22 protein-coding genes are annotated in these 25,614 nt (G+C 68.2%); 17 read left to right on the top strand and 5 right to left on the bottom strand.

Annotated elements, in window-relative coordinates:
• Window positions 1-79: 79 nt before the first annotated feature.
• The 7 genes from BLW00_RS03510 to BLW00_RS03480 all read left to right on the top strand — a co-directional run bounded on the left by BLW00_RS03510 (window position 80) and on the right by BLW00_RS03480 (window position 8,999).
• Window positions 80-1,609 (top strand): MFS transporter, encoded by a 1,530-nt coding sequence (locus BLW00_RS03510; RefSeq protein ID WP_092549237.1) that lies wholly within the window; start codon window positions 80-82, stop codon window positions 1,607-1,609.
• Window positions 1,610-1,636: 27 nt separating this feature from the next.
• On the top strand, window positions 1,637-2,635 hold the full coding sequence (locus tag BLW00_RS03505) for a Gfo/Idh/MocA family protein (protein ID WP_175494112.1): 999 nt from the start codon (window positions 1,637-1,639) through the stop codon (window positions 2,633-2,635).
• Window positions 2,632-5,094 carry a glycoside hydrolase family 2 TIM barrel-domain containing protein gene (locus BLW00_RS03500; RefSeq protein WP_092549231.1) on the top strand — a complete coding sequence of 821 codons (2,463 nt, stop codon included), beginning with the start codon at window positions 2,632-2,634 and terminating at the stop codon, window positions 5,092-5,094. The genes BLW00_RS03505 and BLW00_RS03500 overlap by 4 nt, the downstream gene beginning before the upstream one ends.
• Before the next feature lie 89 nt (window positions 5,095-5,183).
• On the top strand, window positions 5,184-5,852 hold the full coding sequence (locus tag BLW00_RS03495) for a trimeric intracellular cation channel family protein (RefSeq protein WP_092549228.1): 669 nt from the start codon (window positions 5,184-5,186) through the stop codon (window positions 5,850-5,852).
• Window positions 5,853-6,032: 180 nt separating this feature from the next.
• Window positions 6,033-6,536, top strand: a complete 504-nt coding sequence (locus BLW00_RS03490) for a hypothetical protein (RefSeq protein ID WP_092549225.1) — start codon at window positions 6,033-6,035, stop codon at window positions 6,534-6,536.
• A gap of 13 nt (window positions 6,537-6,549) precedes the next feature.
• Window positions 6,550-7,491 carry an FAD:protein FMN transferase gene (locus tag BLW00_RS03485; protein ID WP_092549222.1) on the top strand — a complete coding sequence of 314 codons (942 nt, stop codon included), beginning with the start codon at window positions 6,550-6,552 and terminating at the stop codon, window positions 7,489-7,491.
• Window positions 7,488-8,999: an FAD-dependent oxidoreductase gene (locus BLW00_RS03480; protein WP_092549219.1), complete on the top strand. Its 1,512-nt coding sequence runs from the start codon at window positions 7,488-7,490 to the stop codon at window positions 8,997-8,999. Before BLW00_RS03485 ends, BLW00_RS03480 begins: the two co-directional genes overlap by 4 nt.
• Window positions 9,000-9,003: 4 nt before the next feature.
• Here the strand turns inward: BLW00_RS03480 and BLW00_RS03475 are convergent, their stop codons facing one another.
• A complete protein-coding gene (locus tag BLW00_RS03475; RefSeq protein WP_092549216.1) occupies window positions 9,004-9,915 on the bottom strand; it encodes a DMT family transporter in 912 nt (303 codons plus the stop codon).
• 87 nt (window positions 9,916-10,002) lie between these two features.
• Complete coding sequence (locus BLW00_RS03470; RefSeq protein ID WP_092549213.1) at window positions 10,003-11,430, bottom strand: cryptochrome/photolyase family protein; 1,428 nt, start codon at window positions 11,428-11,430, stop codon at window positions 10,003-10,005.
• A 173-nt stretch (window positions 11,431-11,603) separates the two neighbouring features.
• Here BLW00_RS03470 and BLW00_RS03465 point away from each other — a divergent pair, with 173 nt between their 5' ends.
• Window positions 11,604-12,509, top strand: a complete 906-nt coding sequence (locus BLW00_RS03465) for a DMT family transporter (RefSeq protein WP_092549210.1) — start codon at window positions 11,604-11,606, stop codon at window positions 12,507-12,509.
• A 2-nt stretch (window positions 12,510-12,511) separates the two neighbouring features.
• On the opposite strand, the gene BLW00_RS03460 is transcribed toward BLW00_RS03465, so the two are convergent.
• Together BLW00_RS03460 and BLW00_RS03455 are read right to left on the bottom strand one after the other, a co-directional pair.
• Window positions 12,512-12,955 carry a MarR family winged helix-turn-helix transcriptional regulator gene (locus tag BLW00_RS03460; RefSeq protein WP_092549207.1) on the bottom strand — a complete coding sequence of 148 codons (444 nt, stop codon included), beginning with the start codon at window positions 12,953-12,955 and terminating at the stop codon, window positions 12,512-12,514.
• Window positions 12,956-13,018: 63 nt separating this feature from the next.
• Window positions 13,019-14,629: an amidohydrolase gene (locus BLW00_RS03455; protein WP_092549204.1), complete on the bottom strand. Its 1,611-nt coding sequence runs from the start codon at window positions 14,627-14,629 to the stop codon at window positions 13,019-13,021.
• Between the two features lie 99 nt (window positions 14,630-14,728).
• On the opposite strand from BLW00_RS03455, the gene BLW00_RS03450 reads away from it, so the two are divergent.
• A complete protein-coding gene (locus BLW00_RS03450) occupies window positions 14,729-14,923 on the top strand; it encodes a hypothetical protein (protein ID WP_092549201.1) in 195 nt (64 codons plus the stop codon).
• A 238-nt stretch (window positions 14,924-15,161) separates the two neighbouring features.
• Here the strand turns inward: BLW00_RS03450 and BLW00_RS03445 are convergent, their stop codons facing one another.
• Window positions 15,162-15,725 (bottom strand): TetR/AcrR family transcriptional regulator, encoded by a 564-nt coding sequence (locus BLW00_RS03445; RefSeq protein WP_092551906.1) that lies wholly within the window; start codon window positions 15,723-15,725, stop codon window positions 15,162-15,164.
• Between the two features lie 87 nt (window positions 15,726-15,812).
• Here BLW00_RS03445 and BLW00_RS03440 point away from each other — a divergent pair, with 87 nt between their 5' ends.
• The 8 genes from BLW00_RS03440 to BLW00_RS03405 all read left to right on the top strand — a co-directional run bounded on the left by BLW00_RS03440 (window position 15,813) and on the right by BLW00_RS03405 (window position 25,608).
• Window positions 15,813-16,121, top strand: coding sequence for a YdhR family protein (locus tag BLW00_RS03440; RefSeq protein WP_092549198.1), 309 nt, complete (start codon window positions 15,813-15,815; stop codon window positions 16,119-16,121).
• A 93-nt stretch (window positions 16,122-16,214) separates the two neighbouring features.
• Entirely contained in the window at window positions 16,215-16,946 is a 732-nt protein-coding gene (locus tag BLW00_RS03435) for a VOC family protein (protein ID WP_139256606.1), read from the top strand.
• 221 nt (window positions 16,947-17,167) lie between these two features.
• Window positions 17,168-18,733, top strand: coding sequence for a helix-turn-helix transcriptional regulator (locus BLW00_RS23930; RefSeq protein WP_092549193.1), 1,566 nt, complete (start codon window positions 17,168-17,170; stop codon window positions 18,731-18,733).
• Between the two features lie 86 nt (window positions 18,734-18,819).
• The gene (locus BLW00_RS03425; protein WP_092549190.1) at window positions 18,820-19,026 is read left to right on the top strand and encodes a hypothetical protein; all 207 of its coding nucleotides are present in this window, start codon (window positions 18,820-18,822) and stop codon (window positions 19,024-19,026) included.
• Window positions 19,027-19,596: 570 nt separating this feature from the next.
• Window positions 19,597-23,988: an SdrD B-like domain-containing protein gene (locus tag BLW00_RS03420; RefSeq protein ID WP_139256604.1), complete on the top strand. Its 4,392-nt coding sequence runs from the start codon at window positions 19,597-19,599 to the stop codon at window positions 23,986-23,988.
• 105 nt (window positions 23,989-24,093) lie between these two features.
• Window positions 24,094-24,552, top strand: coding sequence for a hypothetical protein (locus tag BLW00_RS03415; protein ID WP_092549184.1), 459 nt, complete (start codon window positions 24,094-24,096; stop codon window positions 24,550-24,552).
• 24 nt (window positions 24,553-24,576) lie between these two features.
• Window positions 24,577-25,119, top strand: coding sequence for a YdeI/OmpD-associated family protein (locus BLW00_RS03410; RefSeq protein WP_092549181.1), 543 nt, complete (start codon window positions 24,577-24,579; stop codon window positions 25,117-25,119).
• Between the two features lie 66 nt (window positions 25,120-25,185).
• Window positions 25,186-25,608, top strand: a complete 423-nt coding sequence (locus tag BLW00_RS03405; protein ID WP_092549178.1) for a Fur family transcriptional regulator — start codon at window positions 25,186-25,188, stop codon at window positions 25,606-25,608.
• The last annotated feature ends 6 nt before the right edge of the window (window positions 25,609-25,614 follow it).

The following is a 25,614-nucleotide window of genomic DNA, read 5'->3' as shown; positions in this document are numbered from 1 at the left end:
ACGCGACAGCATCCGCTCTACCGTAGCTGTCACGTGTTACTGACACGTGACAGCAGACCCATGACAAGGGAGTCACACGATGGCGAAAGATTCCGCCCGCACCGCCGCGGAACAGACGAGGGCAGCGGTCGCCCTCAGCACCGAGGATTCGGCGACCGCCTCCTTCGCGGCCGCCGCGGTCGGCGAGGCCGTGACCGCCCCGGGCAACAAGCCCGGCACCGGCAGCGGCCAGAAGCTGAAGGTGCGCGAACGCCTCGCCTACGGCGTGGGCGACATCGGCGGCAACCTCGTTTTCGCGCCGATCTCGGCGTTCCTGCTCTTCTACTTCACCGACACCGTGGGCATCGGCGCGGCGATCGCCGGAACCCTGCTGCTGTTCGGCCGTGTGCTCGACGGCACGATGGATCTCGTGCTCGGCTCGTTCATCGACCGCACCTCCACGCGCTGGGGCAAGGCCCGCCCGTGGATTCTCTTCAGCACTCCTGTGGTGGTGATCTCCTTCGTTCTGCTGTTCAACGTGCCCTCGGGCCTGAACGAGACGGGCAAGGAGATCTACGCCTTCATCATGTACTTCCTCTGCCTCGGCGTGGGCTTCGTCGGCTCGAACCTGGCGTACCACACGTTGCTCTCGGTGATCACGAGCAACAGTCGCATGCGCGTCTCGCTCACCGTCATCCGCACGTTCTTCGCGCTGTTCACGACGCTCGTGGTGCAGTTCATCACGATCCCGATCATCACCTCGGCCGGTGGCGGGCAACAGGGCTGGACGCTGATCTCGATCGTCTACGGTGCCATCGCGGCCATCACCTTCCTGATCGTCTTCTTCGGAACGAAGGAGCGCGTGAAGACCAGCATCCGGGTGGCCGACGGCGACAAGCTGCCTTTCGGCAAGACGGTGCGCATCCTGGTGAAGAACCCCTACTTCTTTCTCGTCTTCGGTTTCTTCCTGCTGAACTATCTGCTCACCGGCACCGCGGGCGTGGGCATCTACTTCGCCTCCGACGTGCTCGGCGAGGCGAATCTCTACAGCTTCCTCGGTCTCATCTCGATCGCGCCGCTGCTCGTCGGCATGTGGTTCATGCCGGCGCTGATCGGGCGGTTCGGCAAGCGGCGGCTCATCCTCATCGGCGTGGTGATCATCATCGCCGGTGTGCTGATCTCGCTGATCGACCCGTCGAACTTCACACTCGTGCTGACCGGTGGCCTGGTACGCGCCATGGGCGGCATTCCGGCCGCTGCCGCCCTCTTCGCCCTGGTGGCCGACGTCGTCGACTACGGGGAGTGGAAGAGCGGAGTGCGCCTCGACGGTATGACCTACGCCGCGGCGACAGCGGGCCAGAACTTCGGCGCCGGCCTGGGGGTCGCCCTGGTGGGCTGGCTGCTGGCGGCCGCGAACTACGACGGGCAGGCCGCCTCGCAGCCCGCGTCAGCCGTGAACATGGAGGTCTTCCTCTTCCTCTGGCTGCCTCTCATCGTGGCGGTGCTGATGGGTGTGATCATCTTCTTCCTCAACATCGACAAGAACCTCTCGACCATCCAGCGCGACCTGGCCGCACGCCGGGCGGCGAGCGAGACGGATGCGACGCCCGCCGCACGGGTGGAGGGCTGAGGGCTGCTCTCCGACCTGGGCTGGGCGGTGGTCGGCACCGGCACGGTGTCCGGCCACGTCGCCGCCGATCTCGCCCTGGTGCACGGTGTCCGACGGGTCGCCGTGCACTCCCGCTCCGCCGAGCGCGGGGCGGCGTTCGCCGAGAGTCACGGCTTCGAGCGCGTGTTCGACGACGTCGACCGGATGCTCGCCGACCCCGGCATCGACATCGTCTACCTCGCGACACCTCACGCGCTGCACGCGAGCCTGGCGATTCGGGCTCTGGAGGCCGGCAAGCACGTGCTGGTGGAGAAGCCGATCGCTGTCGACGCCGCCGAGGCGCGCCGCATCGCGGAGGCCGCGGCGGTCGCCGGTCGGTTCGCGATGGAAGCGATGTGGATGCGCTTCAGCCCGCTCTACCAGGCCGCCCTCGCCGAGCTGCGGGCCGGGGTGATCGGCGAGGTGCGCAGCGTGCGCGCATCTTTCGGGCTCCCGTTCGGCCCGCCCGATTCCGAACGGTGGAGCGCCGAGCGGTCCAGCAGCACCCTGCTCGACCAGGGCGTCTATCCCGTCACCCTGGCGCTCGACGTGCTGGGCGTGCCCGACTCGGTGCAGGCGCGGGGGCGCATGCGCGCCGACGGCGTCGACCTCGCCGAGCACGTGACGTTCGAGTACGCGGCCGACCGCTTCGCCCAACTCGGCGCCTCGATGGTCGAATATCTCGAGCCCACCGCCACGATCAGCGGAACGGCGGGCTGGCTCACGATCGCCGCGCCGTTCTGGGCGGCGACCTCGTTCGAGACGCGCTCGGGCGGGCTCGCCGACGCGCTCGGGCGGTCGCCGCGGCGCACCGAGCGCGAGCGGCAGGGCTTCGGCTACCTGCCCATGCTCCGGGCCGTCAGCGACGCGGTGCTCGACGGGTGGCTCGAGCATCCGCTGCACCCGCTCGCGTCGAGCATCCGCACGCTCGGGGTGCTCGACCGCATCCGCTTCGCCCTCGCCCTCGGGGGCTCGCACCACGAAACACACACGAAGGAGATCCGATGAAGCGCACGTTGTTCACCGACGGCTGGCAGTTCCGCGAGAAGGTCAATCCGTTCGCCGAGATCGGCGGGCAGTCGGCGCCCTATCAGGATGTGACGCTGCCGCACGACGCCCAGATCGGCCGGCAGCGCGACCCTCAGGGGGAGGGGGCGACCGCTTACTTTCCGAGCGGCGCCTACCAGTACCGCAAGACGTTCGAGCTGCCACCGGAGGCGGGTGACGATGCGCACGTCGAGATCGCGTTCGAAGGAGTGATGCGCGATGCCGTGGTGACGATCAACGGCGGCTTCGCGGGCCAGCGGCCGTTCGGGTACTCCTCGTTCACGGTCGACGCGACGCCGTTCCTGCAGCCCGGGGCGAACGAGATCGTCGTCGAATGCCGTACGCACCGCGACTCGCGGTGGTACACGGGGGCCGGCATCTACCGCGACGTCTGGCTGCTCGCTGGTGGCATGGTGCACGTCGCCGCCGACGGTCTGCGGATCTCGACCCCCGACGTCGAGCACGATGCCGCAGTGGTGGAGGTGGCGACGACGCTGCGCAACAGTGGTGCCCGGGCGCGCACGGTCGACGTGGATGCGGTACTGACCGATCCGTCAGGCCACGAGGTCGCCCGGGGAACGGCCCCCGTCACGGTGCCGGCAGGCGCGAGCGCGGTGAGCCGGCAGCGGCTCCGGGTGGCCGACCCGGCACTGTGGAACGCCGAGACACCCGTTCTGTACGAGGCGACGCTCGTGGTGTCGGCGGCCGGGAAAGACGAGACGCTCGATCGGGCGTCGTCGCCGTTCGGCATCCGTCGTCTGCAACTGGATGCGGTGAACGGGCTGCGGGTGAACGGCGAGACGGTGAAGCTGCGCGGCGCGTGCGTGCACCACGACAACGGCATCCTCGGTGCTGCCACCTTCCCCGCGGCCGAGGAGAGGCGGGTGCGCATCCTCAAGGACGCCGGGTTCAACGCCATCCGCTCGTCGCACAATCCGGCGAGCCCCGCGCTGCTCGATGCCTGCGACCGGCTCGGGATGTACGTGCTCGACGAGACCTTTGACGTGTGGACGTCGGGTAAGTCGGAGTTCGACTACGCGCTGCACTTCGCCGACTGGTGGGAACGCGACGTGGAGTCGATGGTGGCGAAGGACTTCAACCACCCGAGTGTTGTCATGTACTCGATCGGCAACGAGATCCCCGAGACGGGGTCGACGGCGGGCGGCGTGGTGGGCCGGCAGCTGGCCGAGAAGGTGCGGTCGCTGGACCCCACTCGATTCGTGACGAACGCGGTGAACGGGATGCTCGCGGTGCTCGACGAGGTGAAGGTGATGGCGTCGTCGGCCGGTGCGGAATCGGCCGGCCCGGAGTCGGCCGGCTCCGCCGGTGACGACACTGCGGGCATCAACACCCTGATGGCCGGCCCGGGCGAGTTCATGAACGCCATCGGTGCGTCGGAACTCGTGACCGGGCGCACCGCCGAGTCGTTCGCGCTGCTCGACGTGGCCGGTATGAACTACCTCGACAGCCGCTACGTGATGGATCGCGAGCTCTTCCCGAACCGCGTCATCCTCGGCACCGAGACCTTCCCCACCCGCATCGACGACAACTGGGCGCTGGTGCAGCAGAACGGTCACGTGATCGGCGACTTCACCTGGACCGGGTGGGACTATCTCGGCGAGGCGGGCCTCGGGCGAGCGCAGTGCCTCTCCGACGCCGAGCCGACGCCGTCGCTCTCGGCGCCGTATCCGTGGATCGCCGCGTGGTGCGGAGACGTCGACCTGGTCGGCTTCCGACGCCCCGCCTCGTATTATCGCGAGATCGTGTTCGGCCGGCGTTCGGAACCGTACATCGCGGTCGTGCGGCCGCGGCCCGAGGGCGAGACACTCTACGCCGGGCCGTGGACCTGGAGCGACAGCATCGGCAGCTGGACCTGGCCCGGCGCCGAGGGCCGAACGCTCACGGTGGAGGTCTACAGCGACGCCGACGAGGTGGAGCTGCTGCTCGACGGGCAGTCGGTCGGGCGCGCGCCGGCCGGGCCGGAGCACCGCTTCCGGGCCGAGTTCGCGGTGCCGTACGCGGCCGGCGAGTTGACGGCGGTGGCGCTGCGCTCTGGAGCGCCGGCGGAACGCTTCACCCTGCTGACGGCGGCGGAACCCGCCGGATTGCGACTGTCGGTCGATCGCTCCTCCGCTCTCGCCTTCGTCGAGATCGAACTGACGGATGCCGACGGCACGCTCTTCACCGCCGCCGATCGGCCGGTCACGGTGTCGCTGACAGGCCCCGCGGTGCTGCAGGCTCTCGGCAGCGCGAATCCCGCGCCCGATCAGAGCTACGCGACCGACACGCATCCGACCTTCGACGGCCGCGCGCTCGCGGCCGTGCGTTCCACGGGCCCCGGCGAGATCGTGGTGAGGGTCGCCGCCGAGGGCTGTGGCGCCGCCGAGCTGGTGCTCGACCAGGAGGGCGACATCCGCTAGCCGGTCTCGAGGGCGGGGGCGGCGCGCCGGCCGCCCTCGCCGCAGAGGACTGCGCCAGCCGGTCTCAGCAGGCGTGATATGACTGGGGGATGGTCGCCGAACAGTTCGAGATACCCCTGTGGCTCGATCTCGGCGCCACCGCTCTCGGCAGCGTGCAGGGCGCGATGTTCGCGGCCCAGTTCAAAGACAAACGCCTCGATCTGCTCGGCGTCGGGCTCATCGGCGTGGTCACCGGATTCGGCGGTGGTGTCATCCGCGACCTGCTGCTCAACCAGGTGCCGGCCGCGCTCGAGTCGAATTGGTACATCCCGGTCGCCATCGTCGCCGCGCTCCTCGGGATGCTGCTCGAGCGGTTGTTCTCGCGGCTGAACGTCGCCATCACCATCCTCGACGCGGTGAGCCTCGGGCTCTTCTGCGCCATCGGCGCGAGCAAGGCGCTCTCGGTCGGCTTGCCGGTGGTTCCGGCCGTCTTCGTCGGTATCGCGGCGGCGGTGGGCGGAGGCATGCTGCGCGACATCCTGCTCGGCATGCCGATCGGCGTGATGCACGTCGGATCGCTCTACGCCGTCGCCGCCGCGGCCGGAGCCGTCTTCCTCGTGGTGGCGGTGGCGACCGGCGCGAACATCACCGTGGCGGGCATCGGCTGCGTGATCGTGACGACACTCATCCGCGTGCTGGCGGTGCGCTTCGGGTGGAGCCTGCCGGAGCAGCGCACCATCAGCACCCTCCGGCGATTGCGCCGGCAGAAGTCCGAATAACGGATTGAACGAAACCGGTCGCGCATCCGTTGAGTCATAGATGAGGCCGACGGGCGCCCTCGGGAGCCGCCACCTCAAAGAGAACGCATTGAAGGCTCAAAGAGGCCTGCCAGCCTCGATCGATACGTTCGAATCAGTCGCCACCGTCGCTGACGAACCGCCATACGACAGGGAGATCGCATGAACATCCGCCAGAAGAAGCTCGCACTCGCCACGATGAGCGGTGTCTCTCTCACCGTCGCTCTGGCCGGATGCGCCACCGACACGAACGCGTCGCCGGCCGATGCCGAGACGGTCGCGCCGAGCACGTCCGCCACCTCCACCCCGTCGGCCACCTCGTCGGCCGGCGGCTCCGCCACCGCGGAGGCGGGCGCGTCGTCGGGGAGCTCGACGTACACCGACGGCACCTACGACGCCAAGGGCAACTACATCTCGCCGAACGGCAAGGAAGAGGTCGACGTCTCGGTCACCCTCGCCGGCGACGTCATCACGGCCGTCACCGTGACCCCCGAGGCCACCAACCCCACGGCCATCCAGTACCAGACCCAGTTCGCCGACGGCATCGCCGCAGTGGTCGTGGGCAAGGACATCGACGAGATCGACGTCTCGCGCGTGGCCGGCTCGAGCCTCACCAGCGGCGGCTTCAACGAGGCGATCGAGGCCATCAAGGCCGACGCCTCCTAGGGCCGTGGTCAGCATGACCGAGGCAGCCGGAGCGGCCGGCGCACCTGCGGCATCCGCGGTGACACATCCCGGCGCCCCCGCGCACGCCACGTTCGACTTCGAGGCCATCGGCACGCACTGGCAGATCGAGACCCCTGAGCCGCTGCCTGCAGCCGTTCGTCAGGCCGTGGTCGAGCGCGTCGAGACGTTCGACGCGGTCTACTCGCGGTTCCGCGCCGACTCGCTCGTCACCGCCGTGGCCGAGCGGCCGGGTCGCCACGAGTTCCCGGATGACGCACCAGCCCTCTTCGACCTGTACGACCGGTTGGCTGCCGCCACCGACGGCGCGGTCGACCCGCTGGTGGGCCGTGATCTCGAGTTGCTCGGCTACGACCGCGAGTACCGCCTGCGGCCGTCCGCCTCCCTCGGCTCGACGGATGCCGCGACCCGCCCCTCCTGGAACGCCGACGTCGTGCGCGATGGCCGGGTCGTCATCACCCGACGCCCCGTCGTCATCGACGTCGGTGCGGCCGGCAAGGGCTACCTGGTCGACCTCGTCGCGGGCCTGTTGCGTGCCTCCGGCATCGATCGGTACGTCGTGGATGCCAGTGGCGACCTCGTGCAGGCCGGCCTGGCGCCGATCCGCGTGGGCCTCGAGCATCCGCTCGTCGCCGGCCAGGCGATCGGCGTCGCCGAGGTGCAGAACGCCTCGCTCTGCGCGTCGGCCAGCAATCGGCGGGCGTGGGGAGACGGGGTGCACCACATACTCGACGGGCGCACCGGCAACCCGGCGCGGGAGGTGGTGGCCACCTGGGTGGTGGCGGCCGACACCGCCCTCGCCGACGGCCTCGCAACCGCTCTCTTCTTCACCGGCGCGCACCGCCTCGCCGAAACATTCCATTTCAGCTATGTGCGTCTCTACGCCGACGGACGCGCCGAGCGCTCGCGCGATTTCCAAGGGGAACTGTTCACATGAAATCCCGTCTCGACACCCTGCTCGGCCGCGTGACGATGTATCGGCTGATGATCGTCGTGCTCGGCGCGATCGCCCTCGTCGCGCTCATCGCGAGCGCTCTCGGGCAGCTCTTCTACACCCCGCTCCAGCTCGTGCTGAGTCTCGCGGTCGCGCTCGTGGCCACCGGGTTCTCGGGCTGGATCTTCGCGCTGCTCTTCCGCACACGCGCGCACCTCGAGTCCTCCGTGATCACGGGCCTCCTGGTCTTCATGGTGTTCCTCCCGACCGATGCCCCGGCGGGCCTCGTCCTGCTCGCCCTGAGCGGTGTCGTGGCCTCCGCGTCGAAATACCTGCTCGCCATCCGGGGCCGGCACATCCTCAACCCGGTCGCCGCCGCCGCGGTCGTGATGACCGTCACCACGCTCAACCTCTCCGGGTGGTGGGTGGCGAACCCGGTGCTGCTCCCGTTCGTCGCCGTGGGTGCCCTGATCGTGCTCTACCGCACCCGCAAGCTCGCGATGGGGCTCACCTTCGTGGTCATCGCCACCGCGATCGTCACCGTGCGGCTCGTCGTGCTCGGCCAGCCCGTGCTCGATTCGCTCTCGCTCGCCCTGGGGTCGTTCCCGATCGTCTTCCTGGCCGGATTCATGCTGAGTGAGCCGTTGACCCTGCCCCCGCGACGCCGGCAGCAACTGCTCGTCGCCGCGATCGTGGCGGTGGTGTTCTCGATTCCCTACCAGTTCGGGCCGGTCTACTCCTCACCCGAGATCGCGCTCGTGGTGGGCAACGTCGTGGCCTTCGCCTTCGGACAGCGGCGGGGCATCCGGATGCGTTTCCTCGGCAGCCGCGACCTCACGCCCACGAGTGCGGCCTTCGACTTCGAGCCGCTGCAACCGGTGCGCTTCCGCCCGGGTCAATACCTCGAACTGACGCTGCCGCACCGCGGCGTGGACAGCCGCGGCTCGCGACGGATGTTCAGCATCACCTCGGCGGCCGACGACGGCTCGCGGCTGAGCGTCGGCGTGAAGCTCGCCCAGCCGTCGAGCTCGTTCAAGCGCACGCTCGCCACCCTCGAGCCCGGCGCGACCGTGCGGGCGACCGGGGTGGCGGGTGACTTCCTGCTGCCGGCCGATCCGGGTGTGCCGCTCGTCTTCGCCGCGGGCGGCATCGGCATCACGCCGTTCGTGAGTCAGCTCGCCGAGCGCTCGCGCGGGGTGGGCCGGCCGGTCGACGTGGTACTGGTGTATGCGGTGTCCTCGCCCGAGGAGCTGGCCTACGCCGAGGAGCTCGTGGCGGCGGGCATCCGCGTGCTGGTGAGCGCTCCGGATGCGCCCGACGACCTGCCCCCGGGCTGGGACTATCTCGGCCCGGGCCGTGTCTCGGCCGAGGCCCTCGCCGCCGCCATCCCCGATCTGCACGGCCGGTGGGCGTATGTCTCGGGTCCGCCTGGTTTCGTCGACCACGTGGCGCACGAGTTCCGTCGCGCCGGCGTGCGGGGCCTGCACCGCGACGCCTTCGCGGGCTACTGAGCCCTCACTCCGTCGCCGCCGCCTCCTCGGGGCCCTCGGCCGCGATCGGCATGCGGGTGCGGCGCTTCAACGTCACCAGGTACGAGCCCGCGAGCACCACCGCGAAGCCGACGATCGTCCACACCGTCACCCGTTCGCCCAGCACCAGCGCGCCTGCGATGATCGCGACCGCGGGATTGACGTAGGTGATGGTCGTCGCCTTCACCGGCCCGATCTCGCCCACCAGCGCGAGCATGAGGATGAAGGCGAGCGCGCTGCACACCACGGCCAGCACCACGATCGCCCCGATCACCGACGCTGAGGGCCACGCCGACGGCCACGCGCCGGTGAGGAGCACGAACGGGATGTAGACCACAGCGGTTATCGCGAGCGAGAGCGATACCACGCCCACGCCGGGCAGCTCCGACATCCACCGGGCCAGGATCGCGGGACCCACCGCATAGCCGACCACCACGACCGCCATCTCGGCCACGCCGATGAGGTCGGAGCCCGCGAGATCGAAGCCGACGAGGATGGCGACACCCGCCATGCCCGCGGCGAGCCCGAGCCAGTTCAGCAGCGAGAGCTTCTCCGGCCGCCCCAGCACGAACGCCACCGCGACGCCGGCGAGCGGCACGGTCGCCAGCAGCAACCCCGCGGTGGAACTCGGAATCCGCTGCTCGGCGGAACTCAGGAAGTACCACGGCAGGATGATCTCGGCGACCGTGTAGGCCAGCAGAGGCTTCCAGTGCCGCAGCACGCGGCCCACCTCGCGGCGGTAGAAGGCGAGCGGCAGCAGCAGGATGGCGGCGAGCCCGGCGCGGGCCAGCACCACCATCGCGGGTTCGAGTTCTCCGACGGCGACCTTGATGAAGAGGTACGGGATGCCCCAGGCGATCCCCAGCGCCGCGAACAGGAACAGTCCGCGTCGAGTCATCCGCCCATTATGGCCTTCCCGCACCGACCCGTCACTTGATGTCGCAATAGACCGTCCAAAGCGACCGTAACTGCCGGCTCGGCGGGGTCAGCGGATCGTGGCGTAGGCGTCGAGGGCAGCGCGGCGCGATTCGGCGAGGTCGACCATGGGCTCGGGGTAGGCATCCGTGCCCGCTTCGGGCACGTAGCGCGCGATGTAGGAACCGTGCTCGTCGAACTTGCGGGCCTGCAGTTCCGGGTTGAACACCCGGAAGTAGGGCGCGGCATCCGGCCCCGACCCGGCGACCCATTGCCAGTTCAGGGCGTTCGATGCGGGATCGGCGTCGACCAGCGTGTCCCAGAACCAGGCCTCACCCACCCGCCAGTCGACGCGCAGGTTCTTCACCAGGAACGACGCCGCCACCATCCGCACCCGGTTGTGCATCACGCCCGTCTGCCAGAGTTCCCGCATTCCCGCGTCGACGAGCGGGATGCCGGTGCGCCCCTGCTGCCACCGCTCGAGTTCCGCGGCATCCGGTTCTTCCCACGGAAAGCGGTCGAACTCGGGCCGCATGTTCTCCGTCGTGATCGAGGGCAGGTGGAACAGCAGGTGGTAGGCGAATTCGCGCCACACCAGCTGACGGAGGAACGCGGATGCGCCACTCGCGTCACCGGGAACGCGCGCCCGGTGCTGCTCCACGGCGTGCCACACCTCGAACGGGCTGATCTCGCCGAAGCGCAGATGCGGGGAGAGGCCCGAGGTGCCGTCTTCGGCGGGGAGGTCCTGCTCGTCGACATACCTGCCGAGGCCGCTGCGCAGAAAGGAGCGCAGGCGCTCGTGGGCTCCGGCCGATCCGGGTTCCCATCGCTCGCGCAGGCCGGCGGCCCAGTCGGGGCGGGTGGGGTGCAGGGCCCAGGAGTCGAGATCGTCGGAGTCGACGCGGCGGTGGCGGAGCGGTGGAGCGTCTGCGTCCGCCTCTGTGACAGCGCCGGTCGCGACACCGCCGCGGGCCACGGAGACCGCAGGTGCGGGCACCGGATGTCGCGGGGGCGGCCCCGAGGTCACCGAGCGCCAGAACGGGGTGAACACTCTGTAGTAGCCGCCTTGACCGGTGAGCACGGTCCACGGTTCGAACAGCACCGAGGCCTGGAAGCTCTCGACCATGAGGCCGTCGTCGCGCAGGGACGACTTGAGTGCGGCGTCCACCGCACGCTCGGCCTCGCCGTAGCGGCGGTTCCAGAGCACGGCGGTCGCCTCCGTCTCGCCGACGACCGCGCGCACGACCGCCTCGGCGGGCCCGCGACGGAGGGTGAGCGGCAGCCCGAGCTCGCGCAACTCGCCGGCCAGCGCGGTGAGGCTGCCATGCAGCCACCAGCGCGACGCCGCGCCGAGCGGCCGGATGCCCGCACTCTCGTCGTCGAGCACGTACAGACACACGATCGCGTCGCCCCTGGCCGCGGCGGCGTGGAGCGCAGGGTTGTCGCGCACCCGCAGGTCGCCGCGGAACCAGACGATGGTGGTGCCGTCGGTGCTCATGCTCTCATTCAACCCTGCCCCCACCGTTTCGCCCCTGGCGCACCCCACCGCACCCCGGATCCGTCACTTTCGGCCCCCCAATCGCGTGGGAAGGGCCGAAGGCGACGGATCTGGCGGGGGGCGCGGCGGCGGTATCGTGGGCGGATGCGGGTGACGAGCAGCCGGGACGTGGCATGAGCCGCAAACCCGTCATCGTCGCCACGCTCTCGCTGCTCGCCGCCACCCTGTTCTGGGCCGGCAACTACGTGGTGGGCGCGGCCGCCGTCGCCGAACTCGATCCACTCAGCCTGGTCTTCCTGCGGTGGGCCTTCGCGGCCGTGCCTCTGCTCGTGCTCGCCCATCTCATCGAGCGCCCGCGGTGGCGTGACGTCATCCGTGCCTGGCCGTGGCTCATCGCCCTGAGCGCCACCGGCGTGGTGGGCTACACCCTGCTGCTCTACACCGCCCTGCAGTTCACCGATGCCTTCAACGCCTCGCTGATCAACGCCTTCAACCCGGCGCTGATCAGCGTCGCGGCGGTGCTGTTCCTCCGCGAACGGCTCTCGCCCACGGCGATCATCGGCATCCTGCTGGCGCTCCTGGGCGTGCTGATCGTGCTCTCCCGTGGCTCGCTCGACGGCTTCTTCGACGGTGGTTTCGGGCTCGGCGACGTGTTCATGGTGGGCGCGATCGTGGCCTGGACCGCCTACACGATCCTCGGCCGGCGCGGTCCGCGCATCCCGCCCATCACGTCGACGGCATTGCAGGTGGTGATCGCGGTGGTCGCGCTCGCGCCGCTCACGCTGCTCACCGGCGGGCCGGCGATCCCGCAGACGCCGAGCGTGTGGTGGGCGCTCGCGTTCATCGTGGTGTTCCCCTCGGTGCTCTCCTACCTGCTCTGGAACCGCGCGCTCGGCGTCATCCCGCCCGCCCGCGCGGGCGTGTTCCTCAACCTCATCACCGTGTTCACGGCCGCGCTCACGCTGCTGCTCGGTCAGCCCTTCACCGTGGCCCAGGTGGTGGGTGGCGTGATCGTGCTGGGCGGCGTCGCCCTGGCGAACCTGCAGGCGTTCCGGCCGGCCAAGTCGCCCGCGACCTAGCCCTACTTGGCGCTGACGCCTTCGCGCAGCTTGTCGCAGAGTCGCGCCAGCTCGTCCAGCTCGTCGGGCGAGAGGTGTCCGGTCATGTGCGCGCTGATCGACTCGGCATGGATGACGGCCGCCTGGCGGTAGACCTGCACTCCGTGCTCCGTCAGCCCGACGAGCGTGCCGCGCCCATCGGTGGGGTCGTCGTTCTTCTCCAGGATGCCGCGCGCCACCAGGCGATCCACCAGCCGGCTGATGCTCGGCTGCGTCAGCAGCACCTTCTCACCGAGGTCGCGGATGCGCAGCACCTTGCGCGGCTGGATGAAGAGGTTGAACATCACGTCGTACTCGTTCAGCGACACGATGTCGGTGGGGAACTCGCTGGCGAGCTGCCGCATCACGGTCACCTGGGCGCGGAAGAGCGATTCCCAGGCGGCGACAGGGGAGACTTCCGGTGCCATTCCCGCTCCTGACGCTCGTCGACTCAGTTCGTGGAATTCATTCTGACACGGTGCCGTGCCGGGTCAGCCTCCGTGCACCCGTGCGCCCGCGAGATAGGTCTCGACCACGGTGAGGCCCGGCAGGTCGTCCGGAGTCACCGAGTAGGGATCGGCCGAGAGCACCACGAGGTCGGCGAACTTGCCCACCTCGAGACTGCCCACTTCGTGCTCGGAGAACAGCTGCCACGCGGCGTCGATGGTCTCGGCCCGGATCGCCTCGTCGAGGGTGACCCCGGCAGCGCCCTCGAGATGCCGGCCCGACCGCGTGGTGCGGGTCATCGCCACCGCCATGTTGCGCAGCGGCTCGGCGGGCGTGACGGTGCCGTCGTTGTGGAACGAGATCCGCAGCCCCGCGTCGAGGGCGGCCCGCGCGTTCGCCCACGGGCCACCGTGATCGGGCCCGAACAGGTCGTCGACCAGCACCTCGCCCCAGTAGTACACGTGGTCGATGAGGATGCTCGCGGTCACCCCGAGTGCGGCTGCCCGCTCGAACTGGGCGGGGGTCATGGCGCCCACGTGCTCCATCCGCAGCCGGTGGTCGGTGCGCGGATGCCGCTCGAGCAGGGCCTCCCAGCAGTCGAGCACGCGGTCGACTGCGAGGTCGCCGTGCACGTGGCAGGCGAGCTGCCAGCCGTCGGGGAAGTATCGCTCAACCACCTCGTCGAGTTGCTCGCGGGTGTAGTTCGCCGAGCCGTGCGATCCGGGTTCCACGCCGATCGAGCGGGTGGCCGGGGTGTCGAGGTAGGGGAAGGAGAGGAGGATGTTGCCGACCCAGGGTGACCCGTCGGCCCAGGTCTTGATCCCTACCTGGCGCACGAGTTCGTCGCCGTTGTGCAGGGGGACGGATGCGACGACCCCCGGCCCCGACATCTCGTAGAGGCGCAGACGCGCGCTGAGGCCGCCGGCTGCGAGGGCAGCGTCGAGTGCGGGCCGCTTCTGAGCATCCCAGCTCATGTCGCTCACGGTCGTGATGCCGACCGCGTTGAGCGAGCCGAGATAGGTTGCGAGGAGTTCCGGCAGGTCGCGTTGCGCGGTCGCCAGCGTCTCGCCGAGCAGGGCGAGCACCGTGCCCACTTCGAATCCCTTGCCGGTGAGCTCGCCCGCGGCATCCTTCTCCCAGTGCGAGCCCACCGGATCGGGGGAGTCGCGATCGATGCCGGCCCGGCGGGCAGCGGCGGAGTTGAAGTACACGACGTGGCCCGAGTTGTGCAGGATGACGACGGGCGTCTCGCCGCCCCAGTCGTCGAGCTGCTGGATGGTGGGGTCGCTCAGCCCGGTCTGCAGCAGACCGTCCCACCCGTTGAACACGGCGCCGTCGGGCCGGGCGGCGATGCCGGCGTGGATGGCCTGCATCACCTCGTCGGCGGTGGCGAGCACGACGGGGCGGATGTCGATCATGTACCGGCTCAGCGCCACGGCCGTGTCGGTCGGATGCCCGTGCGCCTCGACGAAACCCGGGAGCAGGGCCCGCTCGCCCAGCTCGACGACCCGTGCATCCTGAGCGGCTTCGGCGCGCACGTCGGCGGCGTCGCCGACCGCCGCGATGCGGCCGTCGCGCACGAGCAGCGCTTCGGCCCGGGGGCGGCTCTCGTCGACCGTGATGATGGTGCCGAGAAAGAGGATCTCCGTGCTCATGGCGCAACTGTACCGGCTCGCGGAGAGCCTGGTGCCGCGCGGTTTTCCGTCCTACGCTCGGGACTCAACCGATCCCGAATCCACCCAGAAGGGACTCCCATGACCAGCGAAACCCCCTCGACGCCAGACGATCTGACGGGCACGCCGGACGAGCGGGCGAAACAGCTCGCGCAGCTCGCCGACGCGGCGCTGAGCGCCGAATGGCTCCGGCGTCAACTCGACTCGGCCTTGCGCGACTGGGCCGCCGACGAGAGCGAACTCGACATCGTGAAGGACTCCCGCGCCGACTACTGACCGTCGTGCCCGCTGCCGCAGGTTAAATGATTGAGGGCCCGTCGTAGAGGCTAACGACGGGCCCTCTCCCTTGCACCAAGAGTGTCCTGCAATCACATTCCGCGTTACCTGCCACAGCAAACAACTAACGCTCTATGAATATATAACGGTCCGGTAACGGAGCGCTAGTTATCAAAACGTTATTTTTCTGAGAATTCGCTGTGTGCCTCGAATGGGGGGTGCCGCCCGACTCGTCGTCTTAGTGCAGCATTCGACGAAGGGCGGCTGCTGCGGACTCGAATGGCTCGAGCGATCCGGCTGCCCGGCTGAGCGTATGCGAACCTTCCAGCGTCACGACGAGGAGCGCCGCGAACTCCGCGGACCTTTCCGGCTCCATTCCAGCGCCTTCGAACTTCTCTGCCAGCACCTGCTGCCAGCTTGCAAACGCAGCATTCGCGACGCGACCGAGCGCCACCTGTCCTTGCTGGTCGGTGGCGCCGTTGACGGTGATCGCGGCCACTGCGCACCCGGCACCACGAGTTGATTGCTCGACGGCGGGCCGGATTCCCTCAAGGAATGAATCAAGCACCTCGAGTGGGTTGGAGCCGGTCAATGCCCGCATGTAGCCCGCAATCTGCTCGCCGTTCCATCGTGCCGCTTCTTCCGCGAGCTGCAGCTTGCCACCCGGAAAGTGGTGATAGATCCCTCCTCGGGCAGCGCCGCTCGCGGCCAGGACGTCGGTGAACGACATGGCGGCCAGTCCCTTTCGCTCCAAGAGCGGGATCGCCGCGTCGATCATTCGCTGTCGCGTTCCATCCGTCATGTGTTCCCTCATTTTGACTAGTACGACCATCCTAGTCTAGGGTGCAGATTGTCTAGTACGCCCGTACTAGAGAGTCGGGAGAGTTACATGGTCAAAGCATTTCTCTACACAGAAGTTCACGCTTCCGTGCCGTTCGAGCACCTGGATTGGAAGTCGATCAACCCCAGCATCAAGGCGGCACCCGGCTTCATTCGAAAGACCTGGCTGTCCGGGGTGGGGACTCAGACGATCGGCGGCTTCTACGAATTCGACACCATCGAGAACGCGCTTGCCTTCGCCCAAGGGCCCTTTGCCGACGAAGCGCGATCGAATGGAGCCACGTCGACGACGAAGGTGTTCGACGGCGACGTGACGCGCGACGCCTCGGTGGACATGAATTCGCCATATTTCGAGTAGCGAGACGTCGAGGGCCGGTCACATACGACCGGCCCTCGGGGATCTGAATCGAGGAAAGTTGATCAATTGCACGAGCTGAGTTCCGTCTACTGGGTGGATCTGGAAACCTCGAAGCCCGCAGCGACCCGTGAGTTCTACGAAAAGCTGTTCGGCTGGACGGTGACGGACCCAGACTCCCGCGGCTACCGACTCGCGTCGCTGGACGGATGCTTGGTCGCCGGTTTGGGCGTCTCACGTCGTCCCGACCGGCCTTTCTGGAGTACGAACCTCCTTTCAACCGACCTGGCGGGCAGCGTCGCAGCGTGTGTCGAACGGGGCGGAGAGGTTGTCGTCGAGCCGATGAGCTCGGGGCCCCTCGGTGATTTCGCAATGATCCGCGACCCGGTCGGTGCCAGAATCGGCTTCTGGCATCCTCGTCAACCCAGCGGGATGCAAATCGACGACAACCCCGGAACCTTTGTCGGCATCACGATGGTCACGCAGAATCCTTCGTCGGCGATCGACTTCTCCGTGAGGGCCCTGGGCTGGACAGCGCGCGAGGCAGGCGCGGGTGGCCGCGAACTCGACCTTCCCTTACGAGCAAGAGCTCGCGTGTATCGGGGCGCGCTCACACGTGAGGATCCGAATTGGATCGTCGAGTTCGGCAGCCGGGACGTTCAGTCCGATGTGCACCTGGCTGAATCGCTAGGGGCAGTACGGTTGCCGAGCTGCCCACCGGGAGTCTCGATCATGCGCGATCCACAGGGCGCTCTATTCGGGCTCCGGATGGTCGGCCAGCAACATGGCCGGGGAGTAGCAGGCACCCCCTGGGTTGCAAAGACCTGAAGCGGCGAGTACGTCACTCCAATGACGGGTTGGATGGCACGGGACACCGAACTTGCCGAAATGGATGCGTTTTCGTGCTCGTGCTCATGCGCCTCCGACGGATATAGTCGGCAGCGGTGGGTGGGGTTCCATGAGCAAAGACCGCGGTCGTGACCGACGTCGTCAATGCTCTTTTGACCTTCCCGCGCCCCGGGCGCAGGAGCGAGCCCGAAGGTGTAGAAGTGGCCAACCCGACGACCAATGCCCATCTCCTCCATGATCAGATCGCTCACGCGGCGGCGTCATCCGACTGGGTGACCCTGCAGCAGTTGCTGAGCGAGAACTGGTCGGTGCTGCTGCTCTCGGATCCGGCTCTGCTCCGGCAAGCGCTGGGAGAATTGCCCGACGAGGTGCTCGCGGAGAATCCGCGGTGGGATGCGGCTCGCAACTACGTGAACTACCTTCCGGTCGATGAGGCCGCCCGGAACGACCGATACCGGTATCTCAGCACCGCGCCGACACCGACGAAACTGGTCGACGTGCTGGTCGACCTGACCAGCAGGGCGGCTGCGCACCGGAGCGAGGGCGAGTACGAGGCGGCGGCGAAAGAGGTCGCGGAGGCCCACGTCGAACTCGACGCCGCCAACCCGGACAGCTTCAAGGATCTGCACTACGCGATCCCCGATCTGCACGCGCAATGGGGTCGAGTGCACGAGCTCGCGGGAGAATTCCCGTTGGCGCTCGCCGAATACCAGGACGCCTACGACCTCGCAGTCGTCACCGGGAACGACCTCATCCGCGATACGGCGGCAGGCAACATCGCATGGATCCACATGATCGGGGGACATAAAGCGATCGCGCAGCGATGGCTCGATCGCGTTCCGCCCCTGGACACCGCGAACTGGGCGACGCGACGATATGGGGCACCCGCCGAACTCGCCCGCATCTTCGACCGGATCGACAATCTCGACCGCGAGGGGGCCGGGCGACTGCTTGACGTCATCATCGACGTCTCGGCCGCCCCGGAGTGCTGGGCGGCGATCCTGTACCTGCGAGCGAGGCTCTGTGTGTCTCCCGAGCAGGCCTGGAACGTGCTCTCCGAGATCGACACCGCGGTCACCATCCGCCCTCCGAAGCTGGTGTCGAGAGGTTTGAACGCGCAGTTCCTCGCTGTCGGCCGGGCGGAGCTGTTCCTGGTGCTGGCGATGCCCGCTCGAGCGCGGGAGGTCATCGATCAGGTCGACCTGCGGTTCCAGCCCTCGACGTTCTTCCTCGACGTCACGCGCGCCAAGATCGACCTGATGGCCGGGAATCTGGCCGAGGTCTCGCGGCGGGCCGATGCCCTCCTCCCGGCTGCTGCCGTCGTTCCGCGCGTGCTGGTCGAGGCGCTACTGCTCCGGGCGGTTGCGTATCTGCGTTCCGATCGCGTCGCGGATGCGCGCTTGGCCGGGGAGCAGGCGCTGGTCGTCGCCCGCGACCGGCACATTCCGTATGCGTTCACCACGATCCCGAGAGATGCGTTCGACGATCTCGCCGAGCTCATCGGTCTCTCCGACGAGGATCCCCTGGTCACGCTGGTGCGTGAGCAAGGGGTGTTCCCCGTGGCGGCCGCGCCGAGCGGATTGAGTCGGCGGGAGAGACTCGTTCTCGCGGAGCTCGCCAAGGGCGCGACGGTGCCGGAGATCAGCGCGCGGCTCTACGTGAGCCAGAACACCGTCAAGAGCCAACTGCGGGCGGCGTACCGGAAGGTCGGTGCGGCGAACCGGACCGAGGCGATCGACATCGTCACCCGACACGGGCTCCTCTGACGGGTGGCCTCTTCCGTGAAGGGATCACCCGATCTTTCACCCAGCCTCCCGTAGAACCTCACCGCGATCGAGCAGACGATGGGCGAATGGATGTCGATCTCCCCGCGCTCGTGCTCCACACCCCGCATACTCAGATTCGGCTGCACACGATCGCCGATGACGACTTGTCCCGGTTGCGAGACCTCATCCTCGACCTCCGTGCAGATCCCACCACCGAGCGCAGCGAGGCGATGCGGCTCGAATGGCTCGGCCCGATGGTCACCCGCGAGCTCGCGCGGAGGCATCACAGATGACACGCACATCCCCCTTCGGCGACCCGCGCAGCACCATCGGGGTGAATTTTGGGGTGACTGCCCCGCATTCGCTTGAGCTGACCGACCAACGCTTCAGGATGAGGGTATTCAGACGATGTGGGTCGCTCGCATCCCCATCACTCCCCGTCCGTTGTGCACTGAAGGAGAGTCTTGGTTCCACACGACTGCCTCGGCTTGTTCCTCGGTCTCGCCATCGTCTCCGCGCCCATGGTCGCAGTGGGCGCCTTCGTGGCTCTGGTCCTGCGCCGACACCGCTAGCCGCTCGAACGTTCTTTCCGCCGATTTGCGAATCCTGCGTCACGATCGGGCCCTCAGGCCGTCTCTTCACATGAAGGGCGCGGTGACGAGAAACCCCCACCGACCGAGCCGCGCCCTTCGCCCTCGTTCTGAAAGCGACGCGCATCCGCAGCGTCGCCGCCCCCTCCACCCGACCGGGTGAATTAAGGGGTGAGTACCGGGAAAATCGGCGAATCCGGCGATCCCGCCAACAGGATGAGGGCTGATATCAGGCGATGTGAGTCGCCGTCGGGGACCAAGAAAGGCATGACTATGACGTCCCGTCCACAGCTCCACCGAACGCCCCGATTCGTCGCCGTCACGGCCGCGATCCTGGGGCTTGCGGCCAGCAGTCTCGTCGTCGCCGCACCCGCCGGCGCAGCCGGCGAGACGTTGAGCGTCACCCTGAATCAGACCACCGGCACCGCGGCTTTCGACGGCGACGACGCGGCCGGCCACGACTCGTCCGCCACCAACGACATCATCCGCACGAACGACACGATCACCTATTCGGTGGGAATCCGATACGAGGGCGGCGACCAGACCGCGCCGCATCTGACGTTCAGCCTGCCCCAGGGTGAAGAGCTGGTGTCGCTGCCGCCCTTCTGTCTTGCCGGCTCCACCCTCACTCCGGCGACTCTTCCCGACCCGGTCGTGCCGACCACGATGACGTCGTGGACGTCGCTGCCCTCGCAATCGGTCGATTGCGTGGTCGCACCACAGAACCAGGGAACGTCGTTGAACTACGACTTCCTCTCGAAGGTCCGCCCCGAGGTTCCGAACGGCACCGTCCTCGGCCCCGTCACGGTGTCGGCGACGAGCGATCAGGTCACGACTCCGGCGACGTCGGAGCCCGTGCAGCACACCGTGTCCGCCGCGGCCGACTTCGACGTCTCGAAGCGTCTCGCCAGCGCGAGCGACACCGACGGTCCGTTCTTCCAGTACTACAGCGCGTGCTCGTTCGACAGCACGCGCTCCTGCGTCGTCATGGACTTCCCGTTGACCATCGATGGTCCCTCCGGCGGCAAGGGGGTCACGCCTCTGGCATCGCCGATCACCGTCACCGAAGATCTCAGCCCCGACGCCTTCTTCGGCCCGGGCACCACGAGCTCCGCCGCCTGGCTCGCGGCCGGCGCGGGTGCACTCGACAAGTACGCACCCCGCCTCGCCTTCTGCAACGGCGGCGTCGCAAACCTCCACGGCGCGCTGCCCAACCCGAGCGGCGGCAGCGAGACGAATGTCAACAGTGTCCGGAACAACGGCACGGCGACCTGCCAGCAGACATCGCTCGGAACCCCGGTCGACATCGTGTTCACCGACACCGACACGACCGCTTTCACGGTTCCGACGAAGTCGCAGGACGGCCTCGCGCTTCCTGCCGACATGGGGCTCGTCGTGTCGACGACCGTCCGCCTCGAACTGCCCCTCGAAGCCGTCACCGACCTCGGCAGCACCGTCGACGGCGTCTCGAATCTGAACTGGCGGAACACCTACACGAACGTCGTCGCCACCGATATCGCGGGCAATCCCAACCAAGGAGAAGACCCCTCGAACAACACTCGGGCCGGTAACACCAACGTCCGCAGCTCCGGCACGTTCGACAAGCTCTTCTCCGGCGTCACCGGAGAGGCCGGCAACACCCTCACCACGGCCGAGGGAGCGCAGCCTTCGGGATACTCCGCCTACCAGTTCGAAGGCCCGCCCGGGTCGTCGACCGCGCACGACGGCAACACCGTCGTGCTGCCGGGTCAGACCGTGCTGAGCAACCTCTACTCGACCCAGAACATCCCCGTGAACACCGGAACCCAGTTCTCCGCCAGCAAGATCGTCTGCGACGTGTGGGACGACACCAAGCTCGGACTCCCTGCGACCTTCGCCTATGCCGGGTCCACCAACACCGTGGTTCAGATCCCCTCGAACGGCGCGCCGGTATGGGTGTCCGGCTACCACCACAACAACTCGACCTACAACGCCGACACCTCGATGTTGCCGAACCTGACCATTCAGTACGGTTCGACCCCGACTCCGGGTAGCGGCGCCGACAGCGACTGCTCCACCGGAACCTGGTACGACTCCGCAGCCGCGGTGCCCGGCGCCACACTCGTCAATGGGCTCTGGCAGGGTGTGAACCGGGTTCGGGTCAGCTTCAGCACCACCGCTTCGAACACCGACCAGCAGGTCGAGGTCAACACCTCGATCGCTCTGACGGTGCTCGCCACCGCGGGGGCGCAGGGCACGATCCTCCCGAACTGGGCCAGCATCATCGAGGCCAAGGGCGTGAAGAGCCGCGATGCGGTGCTCGCCGATCCTGAGGCCACGAACAGCGTGTCGTCGTATGCCCCTGAAACGAACAACGGTGGTCTGGGCGACAGGCTCATCGTCGGGCAGGCCGTCGCCCGTATCAAGAAGTTCGTGAAGAACCCCGATTCCGGTGACTACACCGATACCGCCGTGCCTCAGTACTCGGCGGGTTCGGCCATCGATTACCGTTTGAATCCCAGTCTGACCGCATCCTCGTCTGCCACCGGCTCCTTCGCCGATGTCACGGTCGAAGACTGCCTGCCCGGCTACCAGTCATTCGTGTCGTCGACCCGGGAATCGGGTGCACCCATCACACCCGTGGTGACGCAGCTGGGCTCTCCGGCAGGCGCCGGCATCACGTGCGCCGCCGACGAGACGTACGTGAAATGGGATCTCGGCCAGAACGAGATCAACGCCCCGATCGACCCGATCCTCTACACGGTCGAGGTTCTGGCGACGGTGCGCAACGGTGTCTACACGAACACCACGCTGGTGACCTCCAGCGGCGACCCGTCGCCGGTCTCTGCCCGCACCGACACGGCGCAGGTGCAGATCGTCGTTCCCACCGGCATCAAGATCGCCAAGTCAGTCGACAAGAGCACGGTCGAGGTCACCCCGGCCGGCGCCGTGACGCCACGTGGGTTCACCTGGACCATCGACTTCGCGAACATCGACTCCCCCCAGAACGTGTCCGATGTCGATGTGATCGACGTGCTACCCGCCAACGGGCTCGGTGGAACCCACTTCACCGGAACCCTCGCTCTCGACGCGGTCACTCCGACGGGTGCCACCACCGGGATCACGACGCTCTACACGGCCGATCCCTCGGCCGTGCTCCAGGTCGACCCCTCCGACCCCACCAACGGATCCGCGGGAACCACGGTCTGGTGTGACGCCCCCACCGGTGGCTCGGTGGTCTCCGGCGCCGGAACGAGCGCCGATTGCCCCACCTCGCTCGCTCAGGTCACCGGTCTTCGCTTCCTCCGGGCCGGCGCCTTCACCCCGGACGATCAGCTCACCATCGCCGTCTCGATGTCCCCCTCCGGGAACAGCGCAGCGGATGTCTACGAGAACCGCACCTCCGGCCGCGTCGTCGGCGTCACCCAGCCCGTGGGGCCGGCGGTGCGCGCCGTGACGGTCGTCGCGTCGTCGCTCGGCGACGTCGTGTGGAACGACCTGAACTCCAACGGGATCCAAGACGCCGGTGAGCCCGGTGTCGCGAACGTTCCGGTCGCGCTGACCGGCACGGATGTCGACGGGAACGCGGTCTCGGCCACCACCACGACCGATGCGAACGGCAACTACCTGTTCGCGGATCTCGCGTCCGGAACCTATGTCGTGACGTTCGACCCGGCGTGGGTCGCGGCACACAACTTCGCGTTCACCCTCGAAGCGCAGGGCACCGACGGGCAGACCGATTCGAACGCGAACGTGACGACCGGCGCCACCGGCGACATCGTGCTCGGCATCGATGAGAACCGGGTCGACATCGACGCGGGTCTCGTGCAGCTCGTCGGCGGTCTCGTGATCGTGAAGGATCTCACGGGCGCCGGAGTCGCGAACGCCGCGGGTCCGTTCGAGTTCTCCATCGAGTGCAGCTATCTCGACCAGAGCGTCTACTCCGGAACGGTGTCGCTCGAGCGGACCGGCGACGACACCACGTTGCGCAGTGATCGCATCGGCGGCATCCCGGTCGGCGCATCCTGTGTCGTCACGGAGACCGACAGCGGCGGAGCCGACACCACGCCGGCCCCGGTCACGGTGACGATCGTCACCAACAGCGACGACAACACCGTGATCGCCGGGATCGTGAACGAGTTCTCCGCCGGCACCATCTCGGTGGCGAAGGTGCTCGACGGCACGGCCGCAACCGACCCGGTCGTCACGGCGAAGACGTTCACGATCCTGGTCACCTGCCAGATCGCCGTCGATGGCGAGGCCGACCCCGTCACGCTGTTCTCGGGAGACCTGTCCATCAAGGGTGGTCAGAACCTGACGCTCGTCGATGGGAACGACGCGCCGGTGCTGCTCCCGCTCGGAACGGTGTGCTTCGGCGTCGAGACGGATGACGGCGGCGCCGCGAAGGCCGTGGTCGACCACGACTCGTTCGAGAACGGTGTCGTGGTCACCTCGGGAACCCCCGAGACGCTGCAGGAGCTGCAGCTGACCGCGACGAACACCTTCGATCTGACGCCCCCGACTCCGACCCCCTCGACCGGCAGCCCGGTCGCGGAGGGAGGACCGGCCGTGCTCGGCAACACCGGACTCGCGATCGGCGGCACGATCACTCTGATCGGGCTCTTGATCGCGGGCGGCCTCGCCCTGCTGCTGATCCGCCGGCGACGCAGCTCCGAACAGCAGTAACGGAACACCCCGGCCCGGGTGGGCCAGGACGCACCGGCTCCACGCGTCCTGGCCCACCCGGGCCGATCACCATGTCACCCATGGGGATGTACCAGAGAAAGCACCATGACCACACCATCGCCCCCCGATCCGACCGACATCGTCTCCGCCCACCGCCACCGACGGCTGTCGGTCGACGAGATCGTGCCGGAACGAGTCGCCGAAATGCTCCGGGCAGCTCAACGCATCGAACGTGCAGCGACGGGACCGTCCGTGCGCGTCGCGTTCCGGAACACACGGATCCTCATCGGCGCCGTCCATGCGAACGGATACTCGCTGCAACGGATCGCGGCCGTGCTCGGCACCGACACGCAGGCCACCCGCGCGCGCATCGAACCAGGCGGGCTCCTCGTCGCGGGCGACCTCGCCACGCTGCTGTGCATCACCCAGGCGGAATTGGATGAGTGCTTCGGGCGATGGCACCTGGCGCCGGTCGTCACGGAGCAGGGTTACGCCTTCTACGGCGCAGAGGAGCTGGTGAAGGCGATCCTCGGCGAGGAACCCGGGCAGGCGATGCCTGCCTGACCGCGCGACCACTACACTGTCCGCATGGTCGAGACGGCGCCGACTCGGAGCGATCGCATCCGTTTCACGGCCGACGTCGTCGTGATCGGCGCCCGGCCGATCCTCCGGTTGCCGCAGGACGCGAGCGCCCAGCTGCCCTCCCGCGGGCAGGTGGCGGTGGCGGGTGAGATGAACGGGCTCGCATTCGAGGCCGTCGTGGAACCCGACGGGATGCGGGGTCATTGGCTCGGCGTGGAGCCCGGCTTGGCCCTCGCCGAGGGCGAGAGCGTGACCGTCGAGATGGAGCGGAACGACGCGTGGCCCGAGCCGCAGGTGCCGGCGGAGTTCGAGGAGGCGCTGGCCGAGACGCCGGCCGCCGAGGGGACGTGGGGTGACATCACGCCCACGGCGCGGTGGGAGTGGGTGCGCTGGGTCAACGCCACGAAGAACCCGCAGACCCGCGAGCGGCGCATCGAGGTGAGCATGTCGAAGCTCGGCAAGGGGATGCGACGCCCGTGCTGCTTCGATCTGGCCTCGTGCACCGATCCGGAGCTGTCGAAGAACGGCAAGCTGCTCGGCCTGTCCTGACGAGCCCGCAGCCGGCATCCGCTCGCCTTGTTTTGAATGATTCAAAACAACTGCTACGGTCGAACCATGAACGGATCACGGGAAGCCGAACTCCGCGAAGCGGGCCTGCGGGTGACCGCCGGGCGCATCGCGGTGCTCGACGCCCTCGGCTCCATGCCGCACGCCGATGCGGACGCGATCTTCCGAACGGTCGCGCCGGGGCTCGAGAACACGTCGATCCAGTCGGTGCACAACATCCTCGCCGATCTGTCGGCAGCGGGACTCGTGCGCCGCATCGAGCCCGCCGGCTCCTCCGCCCGCTATGAGCGGCGCGTCGGCGACAACCATCACCACGTCGTGTGCACGAACTGTGGAGCCGTGGCCGATGTGGACTGCGTGCACGGTGCGGCACCGTGCCTCAGCCCGTCGGCGGATGCCGGCTACCGCATCCAGACCGCCGAAGTCACGTTCTGGGGTCTCTGCCCCGCCTGCCAGGCGGCCACCGGCTGACCCCGC

The organism is Herbiconiux ginsengi (assembly GCF_900107435.1).
Classification (GTDB): Bacteria; Actinomycetota; Actinomycetes; order Actinomycetales; family Microbacteriaceae; genus Herbiconiux; species Herbiconiux ginsengi.
Note: the sequence above shows the minus strand (reverse complement) of the source record. Positions and strands in the feature narration are given on the sequence as shown.

Bases quoted from the DNA above. Each gene is read 5' to 3' on its own strand.
- BLW00_RS03510 (WP_092549237.1), top strand. From the start codon at position 80: ATGGCGAAAGATTCCGCCCGCACCGCCGCGGAACAGACGAGGGCAGCG.
- BLW00_RS03500 (WP_092549231.1), top strand. From the start codon at position 2,632: ATGAAGCGCACGTTGTTCACCGACGGCTGGCAGTTCCGCGAGAAGGTC.
- BLW00_RS03495 (WP_092549228.1), top strand. From the start codon at position 5,184: ATGGTCGCCGAACAGTTCGAGATACCCCTGTGGCTCGATCTCGGCGCC.
- BLW00_RS03490 (WP_092549225.1), top strand. From the start codon at position 6,033: ATGAACATCCGCCAGAAGAAGCTCGCACTCGCCACGATGAGCGGTGTC.
- BLW00_RS03485 (WP_092549222.1), top strand. From the start codon at position 6,550: ATGACCGAGGCAGCCGGAGCGGCCGGCGCACCTGCGGCATCCGCGGTG.
- BLW00_RS03480 (WP_092549219.1), top strand. From the start codon at position 7,488: ATGAAATCCCGTCTCGACACCCTGCTCGGCCGCGTGACGATGTATCGG.
- BLW00_RS03475 (WP_092549216.1), bottom strand. From the start codon at position 9,915: ATGACTCGACGCGGACTGTTCCTGTTCGCGGCGCTGGGGATCGCCTGG.
- BLW00_RS03470 (WP_092549213.1), bottom strand. From the start codon at position 11,430: ATGAGCACCGACGGCACCACCATCGTCTGGTTCCGCGGCGACCTGCGG.
- BLW00_RS03465 (WP_092549210.1), top strand. From the start codon at position 11,604: ATGAGCCGCAAACCCGTCATCGTCGCCACGCTCTCGCTGCTCGCCGCC.
- BLW00_RS03460 (WP_092549207.1), bottom strand. From the start codon at position 12,955: ATGGCACCGGAAGTCTCCCCTGTCGCCGCCTGGGAATCGCTCTTCCGC.
- BLW00_RS03455 (WP_092549204.1), bottom strand. From the start codon at position 14,629: ATGAGCACGGAGATCCTCTTTCTCGGCACCATCATCACGGTCGACGAG.
- BLW00_RS03450 (WP_092549201.1), top strand. From the start codon at position 14,729: ATGACCAGCGAAACCCCCTCGACGCCAGACGATCTGACGGGCACGCCG.
- BLW00_RS03445 (WP_092551906.1), bottom strand. From the start codon at position 15,725: ATGACGGATGGAACGCGACAGCGAATGATCGACGCGGCGATCCCGCTC.
- BLW00_RS03440 (WP_092549198.1), top strand. From the start codon at position 15,813: ATGGTCAAAGCATTTCTCTACACAGAAGTTCACGCTTCCGTGCCGTTC.
- BLW00_RS03425 (WP_092549190.1), top strand. From the start codon at position 18,820: ATGGATGTCGATCTCCCCGCGCTCGTGCTCCACACCCCGCATACTCAG.
- BLW00_RS03420 (WP_139256604.1), top strand. From the start codon at position 19,597: ATGACGTCCCGTCCACAGCTCCACCGAACGCCCCGATTCGTCGCCGTC.
- BLW00_RS03415 (WP_092549184.1), top strand. From the start codon at position 24,094: ATGACCACACCATCGCCCCCCGATCCGACCGACATCGTCTCCGCCCAC.
- BLW00_RS03410 (WP_092549181.1), top strand. From the start codon at position 24,577: ATGGTCGAGACGGCGCCGACTCGGAGCGATCGCATCCGTTTCACGGCC.
- BLW00_RS03405 (WP_092549178.1), top strand. From the start codon at position 25,186: ATGAACGGATCACGGGAAGCCGAACTCCGCGAAGCGGGCCTGCGGGTG.